At 44.8% G+C, this 18,163-nt stretch carries 22 protein-coding genes; 8 read left to right on the top strand and 14 right to left on the bottom strand.

What is annotated here, in order from left to right; all coding sequences use genetic code 11:
* Nucleotides 1-243 precede the first annotated feature (243 nt).
* From rplM to V7R35_RS13730, 7 genes are all read left to right on the top strand, one after another.
* Nucleotides 244-672, top strand: a complete 429-nt coding sequence (rplM, locus tag V7R35_RS13700; protein WP_334015461.1) for a 50S ribosomal protein L13 — start codon at nt 244-246, stop codon at nt 670-672.
* A gap of 12 nt (nt 673-684) precedes the next feature.
* A complete protein-coding gene (rpsI, locus tag V7R35_RS13705; protein WP_014948330.1) occupies nt 685-1,077 on the top strand; it encodes a 30S ribosomal protein S9 in 393 nt (130 codons plus the stop codon).
* Between the two features lie 437 nt (nt 1,078-1,514).
* Nucleotides 1,515-2,147: a ubiquinol-cytochrome c reductase iron-sulfur subunit gene (petA, locus tag V7R35_RS13710; RefSeq protein WP_334015462.1), complete on the top strand. Its 633-nt coding sequence runs from the start codon at nt 1,515-1,517 to the stop codon at nt 2,145-2,147.
* A gap of 1 nt (nt 2,148) precedes the next feature.
* Nucleotides 2,149-3,414 (top strand): cytochrome b, encoded by a 1,266-nt coding sequence (locus V7R35_RS13715; protein ID WP_334015463.1) that lies wholly within the window; start codon nt 2,149-2,151, stop codon nt 3,412-3,414.
* Nucleotides 3,411-4,145: a cytochrome c1 gene (locus tag V7R35_RS13720; RefSeq protein ID WP_334015465.1), complete on the top strand. Its 735-nt coding sequence runs from the start codon at nt 3,411-3,413 to the stop codon at nt 4,143-4,145. Before V7R35_RS13715 ends, V7R35_RS13720 begins: the two co-directional genes overlap by 4 nt.
* Before the next feature lie 110 nt (nt 4,146-4,255).
* Nucleotides 4,256-4,888 (top strand): stringent starvation protein SspA, encoded by a 633-nt coding sequence (sspA, locus tag V7R35_RS13725; protein WP_334015466.1) that lies wholly within the window; start codon nt 4,256-4,258, stop codon nt 4,886-4,888.
* Nucleotides 4,885-5,361, top strand: coding sequence for a ClpXP protease specificity-enhancing factor (locus tag V7R35_RS13730; RefSeq protein ID WP_334015467.1), 477 nt, complete (start codon nt 4,885-4,887; stop codon nt 5,359-5,361). Before sspA ends, V7R35_RS13730 begins: the two co-directional genes overlap by 4 nt.
* A 127-nt stretch (nt 5,362-5,488) precedes the next feature.
* On the opposite strand, the gene V7R35_RS13735 is transcribed toward V7R35_RS13730, so the two are convergent.
* Both V7R35_RS13735 and V7R35_RS13740 read right to left on the bottom strand, forming a co-directional pair.
* Nucleotides 5,489-6,346 carry a spondin domain-containing protein gene (locus V7R35_RS13735; RefSeq protein ID WP_334015469.1) on the bottom strand — a complete coding sequence of 286 codons (858 nt, stop codon included), beginning with the start codon at nt 6,344-6,346 and terminating at the stop codon, nt 5,489-5,491.
* Nucleotides 6,347-6,357: 11 nt separating this feature from the next.
* Nucleotides 6,358-7,173 carry a spondin domain-containing protein gene (locus V7R35_RS13740; RefSeq protein WP_334015470.1) on the bottom strand — a complete coding sequence of 272 codons (816 nt, stop codon included), beginning with the start codon at nt 7,171-7,173 and terminating at the stop codon, nt 6,358-6,360.
* 314 nt (nt 7,174-7,487) lie between these two features.
* Between V7R35_RS13740 and V7R35_RS13745 the strand changes: the two genes are divergently transcribed.
* Nucleotides 7,488-8,234, top strand: a complete 747-nt coding sequence (locus V7R35_RS13745) for a response regulator transcription factor (protein WP_334015471.1) — start codon at nt 7,488-7,490, stop codon at nt 8,232-8,234.
* A 77-nt stretch (nt 8,235-8,311) separates the two neighbouring features.
* On the opposite strand, the gene mgtE is transcribed toward V7R35_RS13745, so the two are convergent.
* The 12 genes from mgtE to V7R35_RS13805 all read right to left on the bottom strand — a co-directional run bounded on the left by mgtE (nt 8,312) and on the right by V7R35_RS13805 (nt 17,776).
* Entirely contained in the window at nt 8,312-9,670 is a 1,359-nt protein-coding gene (gene mgtE / locus V7R35_RS13750) for a magnesium transporter (protein ID WP_334015472.1), read from the bottom strand.
* Nucleotides 9,671-9,912: 242 nt separating this feature from the next.
* A complete protein-coding gene (locus tag V7R35_RS13755) occupies nt 9,913-10,203 on the bottom strand; it encodes an HPr family phosphocarrier protein (protein WP_334015473.1) in 291 nt (96 codons plus the stop codon).
* A complete protein-coding gene (gene rapZ, locus V7R35_RS13760; RefSeq protein WP_334015474.1) occupies nt 10,203-11,048 on the bottom strand; it encodes an RNase adapter RapZ in 846 nt (281 codons plus the stop codon). The genes V7R35_RS13755 and rapZ overlap by 1 nt, the downstream gene beginning before the upstream one ends.
* A 70-nt stretch (nt 11,049-11,118) precedes the next feature.
* Nucleotides 11,119-11,562 carry a PTS IIA-like nitrogen regulatory protein PtsN gene (gene ptsN, locus V7R35_RS13765; RefSeq protein ID WP_334015475.1) on the bottom strand — a complete coding sequence of 148 codons (444 nt, stop codon included), beginning with the start codon at nt 11,560-11,562 and terminating at the stop codon, nt 11,119-11,121.
* Nucleotides 11,563-11,575: 13 nt separating this feature from the next.
* Nucleotides 11,576-11,863, bottom strand: coding sequence for a ribosome hibernation promoting factor (hpf, locus tag V7R35_RS13770; protein ID WP_012517338.1), 288 nt, complete (start codon nt 11,861-11,863; stop codon nt 11,576-11,578).
* Between the two features lie 29 nt (nt 11,864-11,892).
* A complete protein-coding gene (locus V7R35_RS13775) occupies nt 11,893-13,386 on the bottom strand; it encodes an RNA polymerase factor sigma-54 (RefSeq protein ID WP_334015476.1) in 1,494 nt (497 codons plus the stop codon).
* A 75-nt stretch (nt 13,387-13,461) separates the two neighbouring features.
* Nucleotides 13,462-14,187 carry an LPS export ABC transporter ATP-binding protein gene (gene lptB, locus V7R35_RS13780; RefSeq protein WP_334015477.1) on the bottom strand — a complete coding sequence of 242 codons (726 nt, stop codon included), beginning with the start codon at nt 14,185-14,187 and terminating at the stop codon, nt 13,462-13,464.
* Nucleotides 14,188-14,189: 2 nt separating this feature from the next.
* Nucleotides 14,190-14,744 (bottom strand): lipopolysaccharide transport periplasmic protein LptA, encoded by a 555-nt coding sequence (gene lptA, locus V7R35_RS13785; protein WP_334015478.1) that lies wholly within the window; start codon nt 14,742-14,744, stop codon nt 14,190-14,192.
* Nucleotides 14,713-15,291, bottom strand: a complete 579-nt coding sequence (lptC, locus tag V7R35_RS13790) for an LPS export ABC transporter periplasmic protein LptC (protein ID WP_334015479.1) — start codon at nt 15,289-15,291, stop codon at nt 14,713-14,715. The genes lptA and lptC overlap by 32 nt, the downstream gene beginning before the upstream one ends.
* Nucleotides 15,288-15,836 carry a 3-deoxy-manno-octulosonate-8-phosphatase KdsC gene (gene kdsC, locus V7R35_RS13795; RefSeq protein WP_334015480.1) on the bottom strand — a complete coding sequence of 183 codons (549 nt, stop codon included), beginning with the start codon at nt 15,834-15,836 and terminating at the stop codon, nt 15,288-15,290. The genes lptC and kdsC overlap by 4 nt, the downstream gene beginning before the upstream one ends.
* Nucleotides 15,837-16,820, bottom strand: coding sequence for a KpsF/GutQ family sugar-phosphate isomerase (locus tag V7R35_RS13800; RefSeq protein ID WP_334015481.1), 984 nt, complete (start codon nt 16,818-16,820; stop codon nt 15,837-15,839). It abuts the gene before it with no gap.
* Nucleotides 16,820-17,776 carry a calcium/sodium antiporter gene (locus tag V7R35_RS13805; protein WP_334015482.1) on the bottom strand — a complete coding sequence of 319 codons (957 nt, stop codon included), beginning with the start codon at nt 17,774-17,776 and terminating at the stop codon, nt 16,820-16,822. Before V7R35_RS13805 ends, V7R35_RS13800 begins: the two co-directional genes overlap by 1 nt.
* Nucleotides 17,777-18,163: the final 387 nt, after the last annotated feature.

Below are 18,163 nucleotides of genomic sequence, written 5' to 3' on the forward strand. Positions count from 1 at the left end.
ATATAAATCTACACTAATTTTTAAACCAAGTCACCGATGTTCGTTGAAAAATCATCCTATTTTTTTGGTTTTAGGGGTTCGCATTTCTAACAATTCCTGTATAATTCGCGCCCTGCCCAGTTACGCCCACCTTTGGGAAGGTGGAAGAATCAGCCGGCTCGAAGGGGTCATTGTGTTGATTTTAAGGTGATTTCTGGTGTTCAGAAATCAGTAACGACGATATTATTCGGGTGAATTTGAAAAATGAAAACTTTTGTTGCTAAGCCAGAAACGGTACAACGTGACTGGTATGTGGTAGACGCCACAAACAAAACTCTAGGCCGTTTGGCTTCTGAAATCGCACTACGCCTTCGTGGCAAGCACAAGCCAGAGTACACACCTCACGTGGACACTGGTGATTACATTGTAGTAATCAATGCTGAAAAAGTTGCGGTAACAGGCCGTAAAGCGCAAGACAAAATGTACTATGCGCACTCTGGTTACCCAGGTGGTCTTAAAGAGACAAACTTTGAAAAACTAATTGCTCACAAGCCAGAAATGGTTATTGAAAAAGCAGTTAAAGGCATGTTGCCAAAAGGCCCTCTAGGTCGCGCAATGTTCCGTAAAATGAAAGTTTACGCAGGTGCAGAGCACAAGCACACCGCACAGCAACCACAAGTTTTGGACATTTAAGGAGCTATTAACATGGCAGATACTCAATACTACGGCACAGGCCGCCGCAAAAGTTCTACTGCTCGTGTGTTCCTACGTCCAGGCACAGGTAGCATTAAAGTAAACCAACGCGCTCTTGACGAGTACTTTGGTCGTGAAACAGAGTGCATGGTTGTTCGTCAGCCACTAGAACTTGTTGAAATGACTGAAAAGTTTGACGTTTACATCACTGTTAAAGGTGGTGGTTCTAACGGTCAAGCGGGTGCAATTCGTCACGGTCTTACTCGCGCTCTTATGGAGTACGACGAGGCACTACGTCCAGCACTTCGTAAAGCTGGCTTCGTTACTCGTGACGCACGTCGCGTTGAACGTAAGAAAGTTGGTCTACACAAAGCGCGTAAGCGTCCACAATTCTCAAAGCGTTAATTTTTACGTTTTTGTATTTGCAAAAACCCGGCTTATGCCGGGTTTTTTATTTTTCGTTTTTACTACGCTTCATCTGCCCTGTAGCCTAATTGCATAGCAGCTACGCTCCTTGTGAAAATAACAAAGGTTTAATTTCCTCTGCCTTTTTGGGTTAAATCGCGTCAAAACCTTGATTTGCGGTATTTCCGTCTTTGATCTTAAATAAAGTTTTGTATTAAATTATCGCTTAAATATCAGTAAAACCTTGTGTTTATAAGGGCTTTTCTTTTATCATTTGCGGTCGAAAATTTTGTAAACTTTCGTGAATTCGGAATCCAGTGAAATTTCACTGCAATATCGCTTTCATGACAAGCCATATGATGCAACGACACAAGCGTGATAAAACCAGTATAAGCCTGTGTTACACATCATAATTATCCAAACCTGGAGAAATGTGGATGAGCAATGTATCTGTAGATGCAAAAGAGTCTGCACAAAACGATAATCAGCCTGAGAACAACACTCGTCGTCGGTTTTTGACCGTTGCCACGTCGGTAGTTGGTGGTGTAGGTGTCGTTGGTGCTGCTGTGCCTTTTATTGCGTCCTGGAATCCAAGTGCCAAAGCGAAAGCGGCCGGTGCTGACGTTGAAGTTGATATCAGCGGGATTGAGCCTGGACAATTAGTACGTGTAATGTGGCGAAGCAAGCCTGTATGGATTGTGCGTCGTACGCCAGAAATTCTTGAAGAACTAGGCACACACGAAGATAAGCTTAAAGATCCTAACTCTGAAGCTGAGCAGCAACCTACTTTTGCTCAAAACCGTTTCCGTTCGATGAAAGAAGAATACCTAATCCTTGTAGGTATTTGTACGCACCTTGGCTGCTCTCCACAGCACCTTAAAGATGGCGCTTTCGAAGAAATCGTTGAAGGGGTTCCTGACGGGTTCTTCTGCCCATGCCACGGTTCTAAGTTTGATATGGCAGGACGTGTATTTGAAAACGTACCGGCACCATTAAACCTGGTTGTGCCGCCTTACCAGTTCGTTGATGACACTACCGTTATCATCGGCTCAGAAGCGGAGGTTGCTTAACATGAATGCTTTCCTAGGTTGGATTGAAGAACGCATCCCAATGATGCGCGTGGCTAACATGCACGCACTTCAATACCCTGCTCCAAAGAACATGAACTTTTGGTATGTGTTCGGATTCCTAGCTACTATCGTTTTGGTAAACCAAATTGTTACTGGTATTTGGTTAACCATGAACTTCGTTCCATCTGCAGAAGGCGCTTTCGCTTCTGTTGAATACATCATGCGTGAAATCGACTACGGTTGGATTATCCGTTACATGCACAGTACTGGCGCATCGGCGTTCTTTATTGTTGTGTACATGCACATGTTCCGCGGCATGATTTACGGTTCATACCAGAAACCTCGTGAGCTTTTATGGGTGTTTGGTATGTTTATATACCTAGCACTTATGGCAGAAGCGTTCATGGGTTACGTTCTACCTTGGGGTCAAATGTCTTACTGGGGTGCACAGGTAATCGTATCGCTATTTGGTGCTATTCCTGTTGTGGGTCCTGACCTTGTTGTATGGCTACAGGGTGACTACGTAATTTCTGGTGCTACGCTAAACCGTTTCTTCGCACTGCACGTTATTGCTTTGCCATTGGTTATCGTAATTCTAGTGTTCCTACACATTATTGCGCTTCACGAAGTGGGCTCTAACAACCCAGACGGTATTGCAATCAAACACAAGAAAGGTTCACTTCCAGAATCTGAAAAGACTAAGTACGAAATTCACGAGTACTACACTAGCAAGTACGATATTGCTGACGACGTACTGCCGTTCTTCCCACACATCGTGCTTAAAGATCTTGTGGCGTTCTGTGTGTTCTTAGCATTGTTTACTTATGTTTTGTTCTTCGCACCAGAAATGGGCGGTAAGTTCCTAGAACATCCTAACTTTGAAATTGCTAACCCGTTGAAGACACCTGAGCATATCTTCCCAGTGTGGTACTTCACGCCGTTCTACGCCATTTTGAAAGCGGTACCGGATAAGCTATTCGGGGTACTTGCTATGTTTGGTGCAATTGCTGCGCTATTCGCAATGCCTTGGGTTGACCGTGGTCGCGTTAAATCGTGGCGCTATCGTTGTGGTCTACACAAAGTAAACCTAATCGTGTTTGCTATTGTGTTTATCTTCCTAGGCTACCTAGGTGGTACACCACAAGAAAACTGGAAAATTATTGCGTCTCAAATTGCGACGGTAATGTACTTCGGTTTCTTTATTGCATTGTTCTTGTACAGCAAAAACGAAAACACTAAACCTGTGCCAGAGAGGATTTCTAAATGAAAAAATTGATGTGCTTTTTAGCCTTCTTCCTACCTGGCGTAGCGCTTGCGGCAGGTGGAAATGTGCACCTAGACAAGGCGCCTATCGATTTAACCGATAAGGCCTCTTTGCAGCGCGGTGCACAATTGTTCATGAACTACTGCTCGGGCTGCCACTCAATGAAGTATCAGCGCTATCAGCGTTCATTCCAAGATTTGGGTATTCCTGATGAATTGGGCCAAGAGTATTTGCAGTTTACGGGTGAGAAAGTGTCTGACTATATCACTCGTGCAATGCCTGAAGAGGGTGCTGCTACATGGTTTGGTGCTGCGCCACCAGACCTAACGCTTGTTGCTCGTGTTCGCGGTGAAGACTGGATTTACACTTACCTTCGCGCTTTCTATGTAGACGAGAGCCGTCCGTTTGGTGTGAACAACACAGTTTTCCCAGAAGTAGGTATGCCACACGTACTTCAGCCACTTCAAGGTACGCCGACGCGTACTTACGAAGAGCAAATGGTTGACGGTGAAATGGTTAAGCGTTACGTAGGTATTAAGTCAGATGGTACTGGCTCTATGTCTCCTGACGAGTACGACCAAGCTGTTGCCGATATTGTGAACTTCCTTGAGTACACAGGTGAGCCTTCAAAACTTGAGTCTCACAAAATCGGTAAGTGGGTACTTATCTTTATCGCAGTATTGTTTGTATTTGTTTACTTACTTAAGAAAGAATACTGGCGAGAAGTGCACTAATCGCACAGATTTATGTATAATACCAAAAGGGGGCATCTCGCCCCCTTTTTTGGCATTTGTAATTCGCTCTTTTTCATGAGCATAACTAATTTCTCGACGGAGGAAATTGAATGGCCGTAGCCGCAAATAAACGTTCTATTATGACGTTGTTCTCTGACACAATTGATATTTACAGCCACCAGGTGCGCATTGTGTTAGCAGAAAAAGGTGTGGGTGTTGAAATCAGCTACACAGATCCTAGCAACCTGTCTGAAGATCTGTTGGAGCTAAACCCTTACGGTACTGTTCCAACTCTTGTTGATCGTGAGCTTGTGCTTTACACATCGCACATCATCATGGAATACCTAGATGAGCGTTTCCCTCATCCACCTCTTATGCCAGTTTACCCTGTGTCTCGCGGTCAAAGCCGTCTTATGATGCACAGAATTGAACAAGACTGGTATTCGCTAGCTGCTCGCGTATTCCGTGGAGAAGGCGATGTTGATGCAGCGCGTAATGAGCTTCGCGAAGCGTTGCTTTCTTTAGCGCCTGCGTTTGCTGAAATGCCATATTTCATGAGCGAAGAGTTTAGCTTAGTTGACTGCTACCTAGCGCCACTATTATGGCGTCTTCCAGCCCTTGGTATTGAACTAAGCGGTGCTGGCAGCAAAGAAATCAATGCATATATGAACCGCATTTTCTCTCGCAGTTCGTTCAAAGCGTCACTAACAGACCAAGAACGCGAGATCCACAACCCACTATGACATCTATGACGTCAAACCAGCCCTATTTGCTTAGGGCTTTTTATGAGTGGATTGTTGATAACGATTTAACGCCTTATATCGTTGTTGATGCGACGAATGAATTGGTAGAAGTGCCGCAGGAATTCGTCAAGGATGGTCAAATAGTGCTTAACGTATCGCCTAGCGCATGCGTTAATTTTTCACTGGATATAGACGGTGTGTCTTTCCAAGCACGCTTTGGCGGTCAACCTCGTCGTTTAAGCATGCCATGTGAAGCAGTGATGGCTATTTACGCTCGCGAAAACGGTGCAGGTACCGTGTTTGCCACTGAAGAAGATGTTGCACGCGCGCAGGAAAGTCGTGCTGAAGAAGCTAAAGAGAGTGATGTTCAGGTGTCTGGGCCAACTTCTTTGGAAGATGCCGACACACTTGATACTGATGATGCACCAGTGCCACCTAAAAAGGGCAAGCCAACGCTTAAGATAATAAAATAAAAAGCCATTAAGTAGAAGGGCATAAAGTAAAACGTTGTTTTTACACGAAGTGCTTTATTGAACGTCTTTCAAGAACAGTGAACAAAAGCTGGCATTATCCCAAAAGGGTATGCCAGCTTTTTTATTTTTAGCGCGTACGAGTAATAACAATACGGCTTGTTGGTGTGTCAAAGCGATGACTTTCATCTAGTACCGAGGTAACCAAGCCTTCACGGCTAGGGTCAAATGCATTTGCGCTAGTAACAACACCTTGGTGTAGTCGAACCGCATCGGCAAAATCATCTCTTACTGGGTCGTAACCTGCTGGTGCTCCACCACCGCCTGCAGCTCCCGCTGCTGGACCTGGCATCGTGGAAGCCGTTTCAGTATTTCCTTCCGTACCTGCATCCCAAGTGATAGTCATAAAGCTTTTAGACTCGCCTACGGCAAGATTGCTTACGTCAGCAGCATTAAGCCCGGTAAAGGCATCGTTGGTATTTACCAGCATGGTGGTAACTGACAGCCTTAAATCATCTGCGTCTAATTCAGGAACCACTAAGGTTTGCATTTCACCCGTCATTCTTGGTGGTAAAATGCCTCCTGAATTTTGAGCATCTAAAAAGTCAGTTGACGCCATGGCTTCTGAGATCACCATCGATGGGTCTCCACCTTCTGCCATGACTTCTATACCCATACTTGCAGGCATACCTTCGTTGAATGCCAGATAGCCTGATTCGTGCAGAATAACGGCTGCAGGTGCGAAAGGTTGTGCAAACGTCAGGTTAGTAATTTGCACTGTGTAAACCGCTGAGTTACCGTTTACGCCGTCTTCGCCATCCTCACCGTCAGCGCCGTTTGCACCATCGGCTCCATCCATACCATTTGCGCCAGCTTCTCCCTGTGGGCCCGCTGGCCCTTGCGGCCCAGTGTCACCATCATCGCCACACGCGGTTATAAGCGCCGATAGTATTAGCAATGTGCTAAGTTTTACAATTGGAGTTTTCATAGTGATGCCCCTTAAGATGCAGGAACGGTAATAACAATACGAGCAACAGGGTTTAACCAACGGTGCACGGTTGAATCTAAATCACTTGCGCCAGCCGCATTGTCTGTATCGCCTAGTGCATTTCGATGTATGTGAACAGGACCGTCTTCACCGTCTTCTACCTCACCATTCACAAACTGTGCGCCTACGCCTGTGCCGCCTGTACCTAAATCAACAATGCGCGTAGGTGCACCGCCGCCTGCAACGCCAGGTAAGCCATACCCGCCTAGCGCGTTTCCAGTGCCTGCTTCAACCACATCGGTACGTGCACTGTTAAGCTCATCATTTAGCTCAGTACCAGCATCGTACGCATTCAGGTAGTAAGTGTATGTTCCCGGCTCTGTAGGTATTTCTACACTATCCATGCCCACAAAAGCATCATTCGTTGGAATAAGCATGGCAAGTACCGACAGCAACGGTTTATCCATGGTGTCGAAGTCGTAGCTCAAGGTCGCTTTAGGCGCTAGAAGACCGCCAAAACGGTGCCAGGTATTCGACCCATTGTCGGTGTCTACCGGGCCTAGTGCAGCTTCGAAGTTCGCGCCGCTAGAATCGGCATTTTGTGCATCATCAATTACCCCTGCTTCAGCTAACCACGCTAATGCAGACGATGCAGGCTGGCCTACTTCAAATGCGTCAACGGTATTGTCGTGTGCAATTACAAGCCTTGGCGTAAAGCTTTGCGCCTGCGTTAAGTTTGTAATTTCGACATCAAGCGTAACCGCCTGAGTTGCTGATACTGCCGCCATTGAAAGCAGCAATGCGCTAGCTAATTTAGTGAATTTCATTTTGTTATACCCTGATGTGATTTATAAGCGCTTAAAAATGTAGGTCAGCAAAAACGGCAATTCATCACAGAAGTATCACAAAATAAACACAGATTTTTGTCTGAAAAAGTACGAACTCATAATAAGGAGAAGGGTAAGAAAAGAGGCAAGGATAAGAGCAGGGAAAAAAGGTCAGGGATGTAAGAGAGGGAATAGAAGAAGCGAGGAAGCACATAAAAATTGAGTAAAAGCTTTTTATAAATTCTTTTAATTAAAGTGAAATATATTTTTCAGCGCTACGGTCTAGTTTTTTAAGCGGCAAAATGGAGCGCCTCATGATCCTCGTTATCTATAGCGATAATCAGTTTCAGCAAACAATTACTCAGTGCTTAAGCGAGCACGCTTTTCTTCACGACGTTGTGTCGAACTACCAGTCGGCTATGTCACTGTTATCTGCTCAGCATTACTCTCTGGTTATTGTGCAATCTCATGCTGATCAATCGTGTTTGTCACGTATTCGCTCATTGGTTAGTAACAACCCAGACTGTTGGGTAATGTCTGTCGAGGGTAGAGTTGATGCTGATATACCAATGCCTGCTGATGAAGCAGATTATTTTGAAGCAGGAGTGGACGACTACCTCCAAGGCCCTTTTAATGAGCGGGTTTTTATAGCACGAATTCGCTCGCATATGCGCAGAAGTATGCCGTCGGTTGATAATGGCACTGCGCTGAATGCTGGTGATGACAGTATAGAAATAGGACCATTAAAGGTAGATCATCGTTATCATAGCGTTACTTTAGGCGGTCATACACTGTCGCTTACGGCAAGAGAGTTCGCCCTTCTTGATTACTTCTGTCGTCATCCTAATCAAGTGTTTTCTCGTAACCAGTTACTTACTGCCGTGTGGGGATACAATCATGAAGGTTATGAGCATACGGTAAATACACACATTAACCGTTTGCGTAACAAACTAGATAATGTGTCTGTACCGTTAAACGGCGGACAGCTAGTGCAAACAGTATGGGGTGTGGGTTATAAGCTTAATGTTGAGGGATTTGTGGGCAAAGCCCTTAGCGCTTAGAAGCCCCTAGCGAGTGAAGAGCCCTCAGCGAGTGAAAAGCCATCAGCGCTTAGGCTCGCGTGTTCTATCAACTGCGCTTAGATCAAAAATAGTGTGGCTGTACCAAGGAATGCGAAAATTCCCACAACATCAGTAATGGTAGTAAGTATAACGCTACCTGCCAGCGCTGGGTCTATTTTAAGGCGCTTCATAATCATAGGTAGGGTAGCACCCGCTAGCCCCGCGGCAATCATGTTTACCAACATGGCAAAAGCAATAATAACCCCTAGCATATAATCTTGCTTCCACAGCGCAATAACAGAAGCAATAAGCACAGCCCAAATAGCACCGTTTAAGAAACCAATAGACAGCTCTTTTGTTATCAACCATCGGCTGTTGCTAGCATTAACGTGCCCAAGTGCCATACCGCGAATAACTAAGGTTAAGGTTTGATTACCGGCAACGCCACCCATACTCGGCACTATGGTGTTTAATATAGCCAAAACAGCTAGCTGACTAAGCGTTGCTTCAAACAAATCGCTTACCATCGCTGCCATTAGTGCAGTCACAAGATTCACTGCCAGCCAAACCGAACGGCGTTTAGTACTCTGCATAACCGGGGCGAACGTATCTTCGTCATCATCAAGACCGGCCATACTCATCATTGAGTGCTCTGCGTCTTCACGAATAATATCTACCACGTCATCAATGGTAATTCGGCCCACCAATCGATTGTTTTCATCCACGACAGGCGCCGACAACCAATTGTAACGTTCGAACAAGCTTGCCACTTCGTCATCTGGCATATGCACCGGTATCGCTTCCGATTCTTCGTCCATAATGTCCGACACTCTTTCGTCGGTATCGGCAGTTAATAAACGGGTCACAGGTACAATACCTACCAAGTTATCGGTGCGATTTACCACATAAAAGGTATCGGTATTTTCTGGCAACTCACCTTTAAGGCGAATGTAGCGAAGTACAACATCTATAGTAACGTCTGGACGCAGCGTTATGGTGTCGGTATTCATAATGAAACCGGCGGTTTCTTCACCATATGAAAGGGCTTGTTCCGCGCGTAGGCGGTCTTGCGCATCCATTGAATCAAGAATGTCGGCAAGTACTGGCTCTGGTAGGCTGCTTAAGGTTTCTGCCAGGTCATCGGTATCCATCTCTTCAAGAGCGTCAACCACGTTGGCAGGCAGCATCTTGGTAATAATACCGTTTCTTACATCGTCAGAAAGCTCTTCTAAGATATCGCCATGAAAATCGCCGTCTATCAATTCCCATAGCTCATCACGGGTGCGGCTAGGGCTAGACTCAAGAATGTGAGCTACATCTGAAGGGGGAAGTTCAAGCAAAAGCTTACGTACAGAAACAAACTGACCATTGTTCAGTGCGCCATTTAGTGCACGAAGTTGGGTTTGTACGTATTTAGAGACGAGAGCTTCTGCCATAAATAGCGAGTCCTACCAAGCTAAACAGGTTTAAGAGTAACGCTAGAACCCAATATGCAATGCTGCATTGAGATTAGGTATTATGATAAGAATATCGTACTTGCTGTTGTGCTGTCATAATTAAAACACCGATTACGTATTTATTATGACCGAATGACGAATATTTCGCCAATACAGGGGGTTAACCACGAGAGTTAAAAAGTAAATGCTAAATAGTACTAACGCTATTTAGCCAAATGCACTTACTCTTCTTCGTTAAACTTTCCTGCAATAAGTTGCTCAATAGCCGCCATGGCTGCTGGTGCATCATCACCATCTACCACCACAGTTACCTGCTCACCTTGATGGCTTTCAAGCATCATTAGCCCTAAAACACTGTTAGCATCGGCTTCTTTGTCTTCTTTTTTCAGTACAATTTTAGCGTCGAACTGATTGGCCAACTGCACAAGCTGGGTAGCTGCGCGTGCATGCAATCCAAGCTTGTTGACAATGGTCATTGTTTTTTCGATAGAACCTACTTTTCCATTACTCATTACTGGTTCAACTCCCTATGACGTATTTGTACATCTGGGTGAATTTCACTGAAGGTCTTCGACAGGCTTTGTGCAATATAAACCGAGCGATGCTGGCCGCCAGTGCATCCAATAGCTACTGTTACATAGCTTCGGTTGTTTCGCTCTAAATGAGGTAACCATGTGGTGATAAGGTTTTGTATTTGCCAGATAAACTTAGTAACAACTGGCTGAGAGCCTAAGAACACTTCTACCGGTGCATCTAAGCCAGTTAGGTGTTTTAAATCTGGTTCCCAGTGTGGGTTAGGTAAGAACCGCGCATCGAATACATAGTCAGCGTCTTTGGGGATGCCGTGCTTGAAACCAAATGATTCAAACACCAATACCAACCTTGAACTCTTCTTACCCAAAATACGCTCGCGAATTAATTCGGCAAGCTGGTGAATAGTAAGTTTGTCGGTATCTAAATACAGGTCTGCACGTTCAACGATGGGGGCAAGTAGTGCCGACTCGGCTTGAATGGCCTCTGAAAGCGATTTGTTAAGTTTAGCAAGCGGGTGCAACCGACGTGTCTCGCTGAAACGCTTTACCAAAACGTCATCACTGGCATCGATATACACAATAGTCATCGACCACGAGCTAGGTAGATAGTCGAGTATTTCTACCAATTCATTGGGGTTTTTAGGTAGGTTTCGAACGTCAATGCTTACTGCCACTTGGTCATATTCATCAACCACAGTGTGGGTTAGGGTAGGCAGTAAGTTCACGGGAATATTGTCTACGCAATAGTACCCTAAATCCTCTAACGCTCGCAGTGCGACCGATTTCCCTGAGCCTGAACGACCACTGATAATAATCAGCTTCACCTTGCCTCTCCCTTTATTAAAATCTTAAGCACGCACTGCTTATTGCAGTGAGATCATATCTCTTACGACGTTAGCCCAGCGCTTTTATTATATCGTCGCTGGTGGTTGCGCGTCTTATTGCTTTTACGGTGTCTTTATTGTTCAGCTTGCCAGCTACGGTGGCTAGCGTTTGTAGGTGCCCTTCGGTTTGTTCTTCTGGTACCAAAAGTGCAAAAAAGATATCTACCGGCTTTTCATCAATAGCATCAAAATCGATTGCTGGTGTACTGGTTACCACAATTGCAATAACTCTATCAAGACCAGCTAAGCGTCCATGGGGAAGGGCGATACCGTTTCCAATGCCGGTGCTCCCCATACGCTCTCGCGACATTAGGCTGTTTAATACAGTAGCGCCGTCTATATTCTCATTATTTTTAGCCGCAATGTCGGCAATGATTTCTAGAATACGCTTTTTACTATTACATTGAACCGCACACTCGGTGCGGTCCAAACTTACGATGGCTTGTATATCCATACTTAATTAACTACTAATGTTTTTTGAGTTTTTCCTTATGCTTGATTACCTGCCGGTCGAGCTTATCAACCATGCTGTCAATCGCCGCATACATGTCGGTATTTTCTGAGGATGCGAATACTTCAGCGCCACTTAAGTGAACTGTCGCTTCGGCTTTTTGATTTAATTTTTCAACGTTCAGGATGACATGCACATTAGAAATGTGATCAAAGTGACGTTCAAGTTTGCTGAACTTCGTATCGACATAATTACGCAAAGAGTCGGTGATTTCGACATGATGACCAGTAAGGTTGATTTGCATATTTCGTCTTCCTTATATTATGTAGCCCGTTAAATAAGGCTTTTGCGTTGGTTCGACGGCGGGATCGATAACGATTCCCGGTATTTTGCTATTGTTCGCCGGGCAACTTTAATGCCTTGTTCGGCCAACAATGAAGCAATCTTGCTATCACTTAGCGGCTTGCTAGGTTTTTCAGCTGCCACTAACTTCTTGATCAATGCACGTATCGCTGTAGATGAACACTCACCACCCGACTCGGTTGCTACGTGGCTCGAGAAGAAATACTTCAATTCGAATATACCGCGAGGCGTATGCATATACTTTTGCGTGGTGACGCGTGAAATAGTGGATTCGTGCATATCTACCATTTCTGCGACATCATTGAGAACCATTGGTTTCATCATTTCTGGGCCATGCTCAAAAAAGCCCATCTGTTGCTGCACAATACAATTAGCAACCTTCATTAAGGTGTCGTTACGCGACTCTAGGCTTTTGATAAACCATTTGGCTTCTTGCATGTGTGAGCGAATAAACTGCGAGTCGCTACTGTTTTTTGCACGACGACTCATTGCAGCATATTGTTGATTAACGCTAAGTTTTGGCAGGCTATCAGGGTTTAGCTCTACCACCCAGCGCCCGTTCTTTTTGGTAACCGATACGTCTGGAATAACGTATTCGGGTTCTTTAGTAACTAAAGCACTACCAGGGCGAGGATTCAAGGTTTGCAGCAAGCGCATTGCTTCGCGAAGCTGATCTTCTTTCAAACGGCTTTTACGCATGAGCGTACGGTAGTCTTTACTGCTAAGAAGGTCTGAATATTCTTCAATAAGCTGCTTGGCTTCAGCAAGCCACGGTGTGTCCTCAGAGAACTGACGTAGCTGCACCATAAGGCACTCTTGTGGAGAACGTGAGCCAGAACCAATGGGGTCGAACATTTGAATACGTTTTAACACGCACTCTACTTCATCCATTTCAATTAGCTCATCGCTGTCTTCGTCTAACACTTCCTCAGCGTTGACCGCTTCTAGAATATCTTCAAGTGACACGGTTAGATAACCCGACTCATCAATAGAGTCGATGATTGCCATGGCAATGGCTCTGTCGGTATCAGAGAAAGGGGTTAAACGCATCTGCCACAGCAAGTGTTCTTGAATGTCTTCGGTAGTTTCGCCCTGAAAAATTTGTTCGTCATCACTGGCTGGGCCAGGCGCGGGCGCAGAAGAGGCCGAGTAGTATTCATCCCACGTGCTGTCTATGGGAAGTTCGTCTGGTAAATCGTTCTTTTCAAGCGCATCTCCGGCTTCTAACGTATCGCTTGAAGCCGTAGGTTGAACATCGCCACTGTCGTCGTTGTCGATGTTGTTCTTTTCACCTTGAGGTTCGTCGTTGCCTTCTTCAACTTCTAAAAGCGGATTAGAGTCCAGCGCTTCTTGAATTTCCTGTTGAAGGTCAAGCGTAGAAAGCTGCAGCAGTTTGATAGCCTGCTGAAGCTGAGGTGTCATGGTAAGTTGTTGGCTAAATTTTAGCTGTAAAGATGGTTTCATCTACGTCTTATTTAAATACTTTAAATTGAATACACCAAGAGCGAAACTGAAAAAATGACAATCCGGTTACTTTAACTATAGCCTGAATTGTTCGCCTAGGTATACATCCCTAACTTTTTGATTACTTAAAACCTGTTCTGCGGTTCCCTGCGCAATTAATTCGCCATGACTCACAATGTACGCTTTCTCACAAACATCCAATGTTTCTCGTACGTTATGATCGGTGATAAGAATGCCTATGCCTCTATCACGAAGATGTTGAATGATCTTCTTTATATCATTAACTGATATAGGATCAACACCAGCAAATGGTTCGTCTAGCAAAATAAACTGTGGTTTCGCCGCCAGCGCTCGCGCTATTTCAACACGACGTCTTTCACCGCCCGACAAACTCATCCCCGCACTATTACGTATATGGTTAATATTAAATTCATCAAGTAGTGCGTCGGCTTCTTCTTCTTGTTGTTGTGAATTTAAATCTTTACGCGTTTGTAAAATAGCCATGATATTTTCATGCACAGTAAGCTTTCTAAAAATAGACGCTTCCTGCGGGAGGTAGCCAATTCCGCGGCGTGCACGTTCATGCATAGGTTGGTGAGTAAGCTCATTGTCGTCTATTTCAATTTTGCCTTTGTCTAGCGGAACAAGGCCGACAATCATATAAAATGTAGTGGTCTTACCAGCGCCATTCGGACCCAATAGCCCAACAATTTGCCCTGTTGATACCGATAAGCTAACGTCGCGCACGACTTGTCTGGCTTTATAGGCTTTTGCAAGGTTCTTTGCACTTAACGTCGCCATAACTATTCGTTACCTTCGTTGTCTTTTTTGTCGTCTTGAGACTTTGCTTTTCGAATGGTTTCAGGTGTAAATACGGTGGTTACTCTGCCATCACCATCGGTATCGTCACCGCCAGTTGCAAGCAGTTGCTCTGTAATCATGTCGAAAGTAATGTTATCGCCTTGCACCATGCTGGTATCTTGCTTAAGTTCGGCTTTACCCGTTAGCGCAATAGTGCGGTTGACTACCTCATAACGAATTTCATTCGCCTTTGCCGAAACCGGCGTACCGTCTTCAAGCTGCTGAGAGTAGCTTGCAGGGTTTCCTCTCGCGACGAAAACTTCTCTTCCTTCGCCGTCAGTGGCGATAACTTCTACTTCGTCAGCATTAATAACTAACGAGCCCTGAGAGATTCGAACATCATCCTTAAATAATGATGTTTTGTTTTTCCCATCGACAAACTGCGACTTTGAGTCCACTTTAATGGGCTTGTTAAAGTCGGCTTCGCTTGCAACAACACCGCTGCTTGCCAAGGCTAAAAGTAGGCTAGTTGCTAGGGGAATAAGTGGTTTGTACATGATCGATAAGCTCGTATTCTTGGGTGCGTAAGTTCGCGTTAAACCCATTGCTTTGAATAACATACTGTGACCCTAGTATTTCAACTGTTTGGTCTGATGTCATCTGCTTGTTGTCTAAATTTATTTGTATGTATTGCGTTGTGATGGTTTTTACAAAGTCATCACCGGTTTGATTTTCAATAACGACATTGTTTTCTAATTGAATAAGTTCGTTATTGTACAGGGTTCCTTCTACTGCCGAGACCACCCAAGGCGACGAATTGCTCTCGGTATATAGGGTGTACTGAGGCTGCTGAAATAGTACGAAACCAAGTTGGTCATAGTGCTCCATCGACGTAGCGAACACCTTATGGTTTAGCTGACCTTCTTGATTGTATAGGGTAGTAGTTAAGTTTTTAGCCTTGTAGGCAGGTTTTAGCGCGTCTGACTGTTGGCTGCCAGTAACTTCAGGTTCCTCTTCCATCCATGTCGGTAAGTACATCAACATGGCCAATATGAATAGCGCAGAAATACTTACGCCTAAACGGTTAAAGCCAAACAGGCTCATACGCTGGCCCCGAATATACCGTCAGTAACGCCTTTAGCCTGTAAAATGGTGTCAGAAATTTCTCTTACAGCACCAAAACCGCCTGGCAGGGTGGTTATCCAGTTTGCTTGTTTAGTTACAAAGGGGTGTGCATCAGCAACGGCAATCTTTATTGCTGCGTGAGTAAACATGCCGGTATCTGGCATATCATCACCTACCGTCGCTACCTCATCAGCGCTTAGTCCTAATGATTTCATTAACGATGCTAGCGCATCAGACTTATTCTCTTCGCCTTGAATAATATGCGCCACATTCAACGCCTTCATTCTGTTTCCAACAATGGAAGAACGTCGGCCGGTGATAACGGCAACTGTTACACCGTGGCTAACCAATGCTTTTACACCGTAACCATCGCGAGTGTGAAACGCCTTAAACTCTTCACCGTCGTTGCCTAGATAGATGCGGCCGTCTGAAAATACGCCGTCCACGTCACAAACCAACAGCTTAATGTTTGCTAAACGTTCAAAAAAGTCGTTATCCAATTCTGTGTATAACGTGGCTACCACTTATAAAACTCCTGCTTTAAGCAACATGTGCATGTTAAATGCACCAATGGGTTTTCTATTCTCATCGACAACCATAAGCGCGCTTATTTTATGCGCTTCCATTAAGTTTAACGCCTCAACAGCTAACTGGTCGGCACGCGTGGTTTTTCCGCCTTTTGTCATTACATCGTTTACCACAGCATCGTGAAGGTCAACGCGCGCATCCAAAATACGGCGAAGGTCGCCATCGGTGAATACGCCTAGTAACGTGCCGTCGTCTGCAACAATGCCCGTCATGCCTAAGCCTTTTTTCGATATTTCAAGCAACGCATCAGCCACTTTGTCGTTAGCACTGCTAAGTGGAATATCACTCCCGCTAAGCATAATGTCGCTAACTTTCAGAAGCAGCTTTTTACCGAGGCTACCGCCTGGGTGTGAAAGGGCGAAATCATCAGACGTAAAACCCTTGTGATCGAGCAGAGCAACGGCCAGTGCGTCACCCATTACCAGTGTTGCAGTGGTACTAGAGGTTGGTGCTAATCCCAAGGAGCACGCTTCTTTTTCTACGCTAATGTCTAATACTACGTCGGCGTGCTGGCCCAATGAGCTTTGCTCACTGTTTGTCATTGCTACAACTTTAATACCCAGCCGCTTTACTACTGGAAGCAAGTTCACAAGTTCGCTAGTTTCACCTGAGTTCGATATGGCTAGCAGCACATCGCCTTTGGTTAACATACCTAGGTCGCCGTGATTTGCTTCGCCAGGGTGCATGAAAAACGCGGGCGTACCCGTACTTGCTAGCGTGGCCGCAATTTTGTTGCCGATATGCCCTGATTTTCCCATACCGCACACAACCACTTTTCCTTCACAGGCAAGCAAAATGTTGCACGCTGTAACAAACTTTTCATCAAGTCTTGCGCTCAAGTTTTGTATTGCTTGAGCCTCAATATCAATGACACGTTGCGCCGATAAAATAAATTCAGCCTGTAGGTTTTTATTTGTCATTATCCAAACAGCCAAAATTGGTAGCCAATAAAGCAGGCTAAAAGTAAAAATCCGTTCGCTCGAGAAATGATGCGTTTACCAACAAGATCGAAGCTAAACAAAAACAATAACAGCGTTAATCCTAACATGACATACATGTCGCGGTTGTATACATCTGGGTCTAATAGCCCTGGCGCCATTAACCCTGGCATACCCAGTACCGCCAGCAGGTTAAAGATATTCGAGCCAATAATGTTGCCCAAGGCTAAGTCATCTTCACCTTTTAAGACACCCGCAATACTTGCTGCAAGTTCAGGTAAGCTGGTACCAAAAGCGATAATGGTTAACCCTATTATCAGGTCTGATACGCCCATGTATCGTGCTATTTCTACCGCAGAGTTCACTAAGAAATGTGCACTCAAAGGCAAAATTACAAGGCCAATGCCAATCCAAACTAGCGCTGCGGTATTCGACACATTTTTAGGAATTTCTTCCGCGGTCTCAGCAGCAAGCGGGTCTCCTTTTTCTACTTGTAGCGATAACCACGCCATCATGGCTAATACAAAAATGAAGAGCCCCAGCAGAATTACGCCTTCATACGACTTTAATTCGCCGTCAAACATAAAGGCAATGGCAATAAGTGAGATAATTAATAGCGCAGGAAGTTCACGCTTTAATGTGGTTGAAGATACAAGCAGGGGTTTTACCAGCGCAGTTATTCCCAGTACCAAAGCAATATTGGTGATGTTCGAGCCAAGTGCATTGCCTACTGCGGTATTCATGTTTCCGTTTAAAGAAGCAATGGCTGACACCATTATCTCAGGTGCTGATGAACCCATGGCCACAATGGTTAACCCAATCATCATGGGTGATATGCCAATGTTCTTAGCAAGCGCCGAAGCACCATAGACAAATCTGTCTGCACTCCAGCTAAGCACCACTAGGCCGACGATGAAAATGACAATGTTTAAAAGCACAACAACCTGTAATAAAAAGTATTTCGTGAGATTGTCGCAAAATCGGTGCCATTTTCCTACGGCCTCAGTACTTTATTTTAGTAATCTATTGAATTAATCCCGTTGGATGCTTACTTAGTAAAACCTTAATAAACTCGTCAACACGCTAAAAAATAAACAAAAAGTAGGGTTTGTTCAGTTTCAGTTAATGATTTTCAGCCTAGGATTTAAAACGTTCGTCTACATCGAACATAAGTTGTAACTTTTTGACTTTGGCTGGGGTCTTGAAAAAGCGTACAATGAGCCTAAATTACAATGCCCCGCGGCGTTTTTATATGTTACGGGGATATGGCAGCGGTTTTGCCATAGAGACATTACTTAAGAGACATTACTTATTTTTGTGGCTGC

This window comes from Alteromonas sp. S167 (assembly GCF_036864375.1).
In the GTDB taxonomy this organism is placed as follows: Bacteria; Pseudomonadota; Gammaproteobacteria; order Enterobacterales; family Alteromonadaceae; genus Alteromonas.

Excerpts from the sequence above, each read along its gene's own strand:
- rplM (WP_334015461.1), top strand. The coding sequence starts at position 244 with ATGAAAACTTTTGTTGCTAAGCCAGAAACGGTACAACGTGACTGGTAT.
- rpsI (WP_014948330.1), top strand. The coding sequence starts at position 685 with ATGGCAGATACTCAATACTACGGCACAGGCCGCCGCAAAAGTTCTACT.
- petA (WP_334015462.1), top strand. The coding sequence starts at position 1,515 with ATGAGCAATGTATCTGTAGATGCAAAAGAGTCTGCACAAAACGATAAT.
- V7R35_RS13715 (WP_334015463.1), top strand. The coding sequence starts at position 2,149 with ATGAATGCTTTCCTAGGTTGGATTGAAGAACGCATCCCAATGATGCGC.
- V7R35_RS13720 (WP_334015465.1), top strand. The coding sequence starts at position 3,411 with ATGAAAAAATTGATGTGCTTTTTAGCCTTCTTCCTACCTGGCGTAGCG.
- sspA (WP_334015466.1), top strand. The coding sequence starts at position 4,256 with ATGGCCGTAGCCGCAAATAAACGTTCTATTATGACGTTGTTCTCTGAC.
- V7R35_RS13730 (WP_334015467.1), top strand. The coding sequence starts at position 4,885 with ATGACATCTATGACGTCAAACCAGCCCTATTTGCTTAGGGCTTTTTAT.
- V7R35_RS13735 (WP_334015469.1), bottom strand. The coding sequence starts at position 6,346 with ATGAAAACTCCAATTGTAAAACTTAGCACATTGCTAATACTATCGGCG.
- V7R35_RS13740 (WP_334015470.1), bottom strand. The coding sequence starts at position 7,173 with ATGAAATTCACTAAATTAGCTAGCGCATTGCTGCTTTCAATGGCGGCA.
- V7R35_RS13745 (WP_334015471.1), top strand. The coding sequence starts at position 7,488 with ATGATCCTCGTTATCTATAGCGATAATCAGTTTCAGCAAACAATTACT.
- mgtE (WP_334015472.1), bottom strand. The coding sequence starts at position 9,670 with ATGGCAGAAGCTCTCGTCTCTAAATACGTACAAACCCAACTTCGTGCA.
- V7R35_RS13755 (WP_334015473.1), bottom strand. The coding sequence starts at position 10,203 with ATGAGTAATGGAAAAGTAGGTTCTATCGAAAAAACAATGACCATTGTC.
- ptsN (WP_334015475.1), bottom strand. The coding sequence starts at position 11,562 with ATGGATATACAAGCCATCGTAAGTTTGGACCGCACCGAGTGTGCGGTT.
- hpf (WP_012517338.1), bottom strand. The coding sequence starts at position 11,863 with ATGCAAATCAACCTTACTGGTCATCATGTCGAAATCACCGACTCTTTG.
- V7R35_RS13775 (WP_334015476.1), bottom strand. The coding sequence starts at position 13,386 with ATGAAACCATCTTTACAGCTAAAATTTAGCCAACAACTTACCATGACA.
- lptB (WP_334015477.1), bottom strand. The coding sequence starts at position 14,187 with ATGGCGACGTTAAGTGCAAAGAACCTTGCAAAAGCCTATAAAGCCAGA.
- lptA (WP_334015478.1), bottom strand. The coding sequence starts at position 14,744 with ATGTACAAACCACTTATTCCCCTAGCAACTAGCCTACTTTTAGCCTTG.
- lptC (WP_334015479.1), bottom strand. The coding sequence starts at position 15,291 with ATGAGCCTGTTTGGCTTTAACCGTTTAGGCGTAAGTATTTCTGCGCTA.
- V7R35_RS13800 (WP_334015481.1), bottom strand. The coding sequence starts at position 16,820 with ATGACAAATAAAAACCTACAGGCTGAATTTATTTTATCGGCGCAACGT.